8 protein-coding genes are annotated in these 5,733 nt (G+C 43.3%); 7 read left to right on the top strand and 1 reads right to left on the bottom strand.

Features of this window, described 5'->3' with window-relative positions; translation table 11 throughout:
• Positions 1-598 (top strand): hypothetical protein (locus B9J84_RS15020; protein WP_094124472.1); only part of this gene is annotated, 598 nt, incomplete at its 5' end.
• Here the strand turns inward: B9J84_RS15020 and B9J84_RS15015 are convergent.
• Positions 599-943, bottom strand: coding sequence for a helix-turn-helix transcriptional regulator (locus tag B9J84_RS15015; protein ID WP_026027796.1), 345 nt, complete (start codon positions 941-943; stop codon positions 599-601).
• A 663-nt stretch (positions 944-1,606) separates the two neighbouring features.
• Here B9J84_RS15015 and B9J84_RS15010 point away from each other — a divergent pair.
• The 6 genes from B9J84_RS15010 (at position 1,607) to B9J84_RS14985 (ending at position 5,683) form a co-directional block, all read left to right on the top strand.
• A complete protein-coding gene (locus B9J84_RS15010) occupies positions 1,607-2,155 on the top strand; it encodes a PTS glucitol/sorbitol transporter subunit IIC (RefSeq protein ID WP_038148604.1) in 549 nt (182 codons plus the stop codon).
• Positions 2,156-2,168: 13 nt separating this feature from the next.
• A complete protein-coding gene (locus B9J84_RS15005; RefSeq protein ID WP_094124471.1) occupies positions 2,169-3,161 on the top strand; it encodes a PTS glucitol/sorbitol transporter subunit IIB in 993 nt (330 codons plus the stop codon).
• A 10-nt stretch (positions 3,162-3,171) separates the two neighbouring features.
• On the top strand, positions 3,172-3,534 hold the full coding sequence (locus B9J84_RS15000) for a PTS glucitol/sorbitol transporter subunit IIA (RefSeq protein WP_013868507.1): 363 nt from the start codon (positions 3,172-3,174) through the stop codon (positions 3,532-3,534).
• 58 nt (positions 3,535-3,592) lie between these two features.
• On the top strand, positions 3,593-4,372 hold the full coding sequence (gene srlD / locus B9J84_RS14995; protein WP_013868508.1) for a sorbitol-6-phosphate dehydrogenase: 780 nt from the start codon (positions 3,593-3,595) through the stop codon (positions 4,370-4,372).
• A gap of 95 nt (positions 4,373-4,467) precedes the next feature.
• Complete coding sequence (locus B9J84_RS14990) at positions 4,468-4,824, top strand: transcriptional regulator GutM (RefSeq protein WP_094124470.1); 357 nt, start codon at positions 4,468-4,470, stop codon at positions 4,822-4,824.
• 82 nt (positions 4,825-4,906) lie between these two features.
• On the top strand, positions 4,907-5,683 hold the full coding sequence (locus B9J84_RS14985; protein ID WP_013868510.1) for a DNA-binding transcriptional repressor: 777 nt from the start codon (positions 4,907-4,909) through the stop codon (positions 5,681-5,683).
• Positions 5,684-5,733: the final 50 nt, after the last annotated feature.

The raw sequence follows: 5,733 nt of genomic DNA, 5'->3' as shown, positions 1-5,733 counted from the left end.
ATCCTATATTACTATATCAGGCAAAAAGCCTATCGATACTAAAATAGATGCTTGGGTTGGATGGGGAGCAAGTGGAAGCAACTGTAAGGCGCGTACGTTCAGTTTTTCTAATGTGAAATGGTCAAAAGGGGCAAATGTAGATTTACATATCACCTATGATTTTTCTGCGGATCCCAACCGATATGAATTGAGAATTCCCTACCAGAAATATTATGACGCATTAAACTGTGATGTTACTCTTGGGGATATTATAGTTCAGGCATATAACGCTTTCGATACTGTTGGTTTCGCTCAATTAAGAATTTATAGTCCAAATTCAGCTGACGACAAATTTTTACCATTTAGTTCTTTGATTGAAGCAAAGGATTGCAATGGCGATATATTTAAAAGTATAAGAAAAGAGTGGGCAGGGGCCATTGGTTGTCATTTTTATGTCGATGGAAAGAAAAGGACTAAAGATGAAGAATTCAACGCTTACACCGTCTATTACGATTTCTCGAAATTCAATAACGACACCGTGATTCATTACGATATATTAGCCGGTGAGAATTACCGCTCTGAGCCGTTAGTGCAAGAACAAGTCGCTGTAGAGCAATAATTAGGCATAATGAATGTATTCAATGATCACCTGATTACCTTCTATAGAAACATGCTGGATATCACCATCAACACTTATTCGGTTTTTTAAACAGATCGCTTTTACCTCGCTGGTGGCGGTCTGTTTCAAACTCGGTAGTACCCTGTGCGGCTCAATATGTAGATGACGACAGAATTGACTGATAAACGTCATCGATAAAGAGCTATCCCCTCGTAAAAGATGTGAGAACTCAAGTTGAGTAAGGTTAAGTCGCTTAGCCATCTCCATCTGAGTCAAATGCATTTTAGCCTTTTGTGACATCCATACATTGTATAAGGCTTGGCGATCCTCTTCGCTAAACACCATAGTCCATCCTCTTTTTGTTATCACCTTTATTGGTGGTGTGCAGAGTGACAAAAACGAGTTGAGGTAGTGTCAATGAGAGGTTAAGGCCCGTTTAAATTTTTAATCAATTTCCCTACCAAAACTCTTTCTTGCTCTCGGAGTCTTCCTGTTTGATATCGAGCCACCGTCTCAAAAAATGTAAAGCGTGATTCAGTAGCGCTTACAGCCTGCTTTATGGGTTTTTATACTGAAAGCAGGCTTGTGATATTTCTGTTATTTCTTTTGGTTTGAAAATTAGTGCGTGGCTCTGATTAAACTGCTTTAAGGATTTTCTGTAGTTATTTTAATCATGACACTGATGAGTCGTGGCGTTTTTACGGTCAGATAATACCTGTCGAATACGGCCTAATAAAAGCTTATTGTATTTAATGTCTATTAAATACAATAAGTTATGTTTTGTTTGGGTTTTGGGGTTATTGATTTTTAGTGTTTAAAGTCGCTCAGGAATGGGTGATGCCTCTTGGTTGTTAATTCGTTTTCATCCCTTGTTATTGTTTTCGTTATGAAAATTATTTCGTGATCATCGTCATTAAAATGAAAGTCAATTCTTTTAATTTGAAATATAAAGTGGAAGTATAAATACGTACTTTGACACTAAGCCAATAACAACAATGAGGTTTGATTATGGAATGGATAATTCACGGAGCGGAATGGTTTATCGGACTATTTCAAAAAGGAGGAGAGGTGTTTACGGGGATGGTAACCGGTATTTTACCTTTACTAATTGCACTGCTGGTGGCGATGAATGCGCTTATCCGATTGGTGGGTCAAGAACGAGTGGAGAAACTGGCACAGAGTAGTGCTGGCAATCCGATCTCTCGCTATTTGATATTGCCAGTTATCGGCACCTTCATTTTCTGTAACCCGATGACATTGAGTCTCGGTCGTTTTTTACCTGAACGTTATAAACCTTCCTATTACGCGGCGGCTTCATATAGCTGTCACTCGATGAATGGTTTGTTTCCGCACATTAACCCTGGTGAGTTGTTTGTCTATCTAGGTATCGCTAGTGGCCTGACAACGCTCGGTCTGCCGCTTGGACCTCTTGCGGTTAGCTATTTGTTGGTTGGTATGGTGACGAATTTCTTCCGTGGGTGGGTCACTGACTTCACTACAACTATGGTTGAACGTCAACAGGGTGTTCAGTTAGAGCGTCAGGTTCACGTAGGTTAATGGGGCAATAAAAATGACGAAAGTATTACGTATACAGAAAGGTAGTGGCGGTTGGGGTGGCCCATTGGAGTTGCCGATCGAAGCCGATAAAAAGGTGTTTTACATTACGGGTGGTACTCGCCCTGCGATTGTCGACCGTATTGTTGAGCTTACCGGTTATGAAGCGGTTGATGGTTTTAAAACTAGTGTGCCCGATGAAGAAATTGGCGTTGCGGTCATCGACTGTGGTGGAACATTGCGCTGCGGTTTGTATCCTAAAAAACGGATACCGACAGTTAATATTCACGCTACGGGTAAAAGTGGACCATTGGCTGAATTCATCACTGAAGATATTTATGTATCGGGTGTGCGTGAGCGTGACATTCAGCTAGTAGGCAGCGAGGGGGGATCAATGCAACCACCACTAAGAGATGAACTCTCGAACGAGAATTTGGCGACAAACAAATACGATACGAGTAAAAAACTAACTCAGCAAAGTGACAGCTTGTTGGCTCGGATCGGCATTGGGATGGGTTCGGTGATGGCGACCTTCTACCAAGCTGGGCGTGAAGCCATTGACACCATTTTGAAAACGATTTTGCCTTTTATGGCATTCGTCTCCATGCTGATTGGGGTGATCATTGCCTCTGGTTTGGGCGATGTGATCGCGCATGTATTGACGCCTTTGGCACAAAATCCACTAGGGTTAGTAACGCTCGCGTTGATCTGCTCGTTCCCGTTGCTTTCTCCATTCCTTGGCCCCGGTGCGGTTATCGCTCAAGTTATTGGTGTATTAGTCGGCACCCAAATTGGTCTTGGCAATATACCACCACATCTCGCGTTGCCCGCTTTATTTGCCATCAATGCTCAAGCGGCTTGTGATTTCATCCCAGTTGGGTTGGGTATGGCAGAAGCTAAGCCGAGAACCGTTGAAATAGGTGTTCCTTCGGTACTGTATTCACGTTTCCTTACTGGCGCACCTACCGTTCTACTGGCTTGGTTTGTGTCTCTATTTATCTATCAATAGGGGGTGAGCAATGTCGCCACTATATCAAGTCAAGATCGAGAGCATTGGTGAGTTTGCCAATAGTGCGTTGGAAGACGATATGATGATCATCTTCAGTAATATTGCCCCAAAAGATGCGGCAGAGTATTGCTTCATCCACTCGCATGACGCACTCAAGGGGAATATCAAACCCGGTGGTGTGATGCAATTGGGAAGGTATCAGTATCCGATTACAGCGGTTGGTGAGGTGGTCAATCAAAACCTTGCAGAACTTGGGCACATTACCATACGGTTTGATGCCTTAGTTGAAGCTGAATATCCGGGTTGTCTTCATGTCAATGGTGAACGACCTCAGCAAGTGCGCTGCGGTGATGAAATTGTCTTTTTAAATTAATAGTCAGTATGGGTGCTCTATGCCTACGATGGGGCACCCTCTAAGTAAGGTGTAAGTTATGAGTAAAGTTGCGTTAGTGGTTGGTGGTGGTCAGACTCTAGGTGAATTTCTGTGCTTAGGTTTGGCTAATGAAGGTTACCGAGTTGCGGTCGCCGATTTAAATGGTTGCAGTGCTGAAAAGGTGGCTAATAGAATTAATCAAGAATACGGCCAGGCTACAGCACTGGGTGTGGAGGTAGATGCCACCAAAGAGCAAAGTGTAGTGAATATGGTTAGGCAAATAGATGAATTTTTTGGACGGATTGATCTGCTGGTTTACAGCGCTGGCGTAGCTCAGGCTGGCAAGATTGACGGTTTTCCACTGACTGCTTGGCAGCTATCGATTGACGTAAACCTAACGGGGTATTTCCTCTGTGCACGAGAAGTATCAAAAGTAATGATTCGTGAACAACGTGGTGGGCGCATTATTCAGATCAACTCAAAGTCGGGTAAAGTGGGTTCAAAGCATAACAGTGGTTACTCAGCGGCCAAATTTGGTGGGGTTGGCCTGACTCAGTCACTTGCGTTAGATTTAGCGGAACACAAAATCACGGTGCATTCTTTGATGTTGGGTAACTTGTTGAAAAGCCCTATGTTCCAATCACTGCTACCTCAGTATGCGAAAAAATTGGGTGTACCGGAATCAGAGGTTGAACAGATTTATATCGATAAAGTGCCACTTAAGGCAGGATGTGAATATCAGGATGTTCTCAATGTACTGAAGTTTTACGCCAGCGATGAAGCCGCCTATTGTACTGGTCAATCGATCAATATCACGGGTGGTCAGGTAATGTTCTAATCCATCCCCCATGGATTAAGCCCTATGCTCCTAGAATAAGGGCAGCTTATATTGGGCAGGCGTTATGCTTGCCCCTTTTTGACAAGAGGTATGAGATGGACTCAACAACTGTACTTATTTATTTTGCTGCAGGAGCTTGGATGATACAGATCGTCTTAGGTTATTTGCAGATTCGATCTTTTAATCGGATGCTTCAATCTATGACTCACAAAGGGAAAGTCAAGATAGGCCGCACCCAAAGCCGATGGAAACCGCGTACCGTACTGGTGTTGGTTGAAGATGAAGATCAGCATGTTGTAGATGCCCAAGTGATGAAGGGTATTTCTGTATTTGCTAGACCAAAGACACTAGATCAACTCATTGGTCAATCACTACCTATCCCTGAATCACTCATATTTGAACTGGATCCTAATGTTCAAGAAGCGTTAAACGTCGCAATTTCTAGGCAGTAATGAAAGAATGTTCCCCCTTTTCCTTTTAAGTTGAAAGGGAACTGTTATAAACTGCTATCAGTTTAATAATGAAGTTGATGCTATGAATTTAGATAACAGAAGAGCGCAGTTGCTGGATTATCTGCGTGTTAATGGGAAAACGTCAGTGAACGATCTGGCGGATACCTTTGAAACATCCGGAGCTACAATACGTAGTGATTTACGTTCGTTAGAGGAAGAAGGGCTTGTTATTCGCCGTTACGGAGCAGCTGAAGCTTGTATCGCTAATAGCGTCATTTTGGAAGACCGTTCGATGGATGAAAAGCAGACGGTGAACCTTGAACGTAAATGCTTAATCGCTAAAGCCGCTTCACAACTGGTCAAGGACGGGGATTCGATCATTCTGGACTGTGGCAGTACTACACTGCAGATGGTGCCGCATTTTGAACAGGTGATGTCACTGACATTGATGACGAACAGTATTCACATCGTAAACGCAGTCGCGAATTTGGATGCGGAACATACTGTATTGGTTCCGGGCGGAACGTATCGCCGAAAATCAGCGTCTTTCCATGGCACTCTGGCAGAGCAAGCATTTAAACAGTTTTCTTTCGATAAACTCTTTATTGGTGCTGATGGTTTTGACCTTGCGCAGGGAACAACAACCTACAACGAAGCGTATCAAGTCAGCCAGGCGATGTGCCAAGCAGCCAATCAGATCATTGTCGTGACCGATTCAAGTAAGTTTGGCCGTCGTAGCCCTAACGTGGTGGTTCCGCTAGATAAAATCGATATAGTTGTCACAGATAACCTTATCGCAGCAGAGGATCGGACGTATTTGGAAGAGAAAGGTATCCAAGTGATCACCGTTGGCTCCTAAGTCACTCCATAAACCCCATTTATGAAAGGAGGCTAGTTGGCTTTCTTTTT

The organism is Vibrio sp. V03_P4A6T147 (assembly GCF_002241085.1).
Taxonomy (GTDB): domain Bacteria; phylum Pseudomonadota; class Gammaproteobacteria; order Enterobacterales; family Vibrionaceae; genus Vibrio; species Vibrio anguillarum.
The sequence above is the reverse complement of the archived record's forward strand: the minus strand, read 5'-3'. Positions and strand labels throughout refer to the sequence as shown.

Bases quoted from the DNA above. Each gene is read 5' to 3' on its own strand.
- B9J84_RS15005 (WP_094124471.1), top strand. From the start codon at position 2,169: ATGACGAAAGTATTACGTATACAGAAAGGTAGTGGCGGTTGGGGTGGC.
- srlD (WP_013868508.1), top strand. From the start codon at position 3,593: ATGAGTAAAGTTGCGTTAGTGGTTGGTGGTGGTCAGACTCTAGGTGAA.
- B9J84_RS15010 (WP_038148604.1), top strand. From the start codon at position 1,607: ATGGAATGGATAATTCACGGAGCGGAATGGTTTATCGGACTATTTCAA.
- B9J84_RS15000 (WP_013868507.1), top strand. From the start codon at position 3,172: ATGTCGCCACTATATCAAGTCAAGATCGAGAGCATTGGTGAGTTTGCC.
- B9J84_RS15015 (WP_026027796.1), bottom strand. From the start codon at position 943: ATGGTGTTTAGCGAAGAGGATCGCCAAGCCTTATACAATGTATGGATG.
- B9J84_RS14990 (WP_094124470.1), top strand. From the start codon at position 4,468: ATGGACTCAACAACTGTACTTATTTATTTTGCTGCAGGAGCTTGGATG.
- B9J84_RS14985 (WP_013868510.1), top strand. From the start codon at position 4,907: ATGAATTTAGATAACAGAAGAGCGCAGTTGCTGGATTATCTGCGTGTT.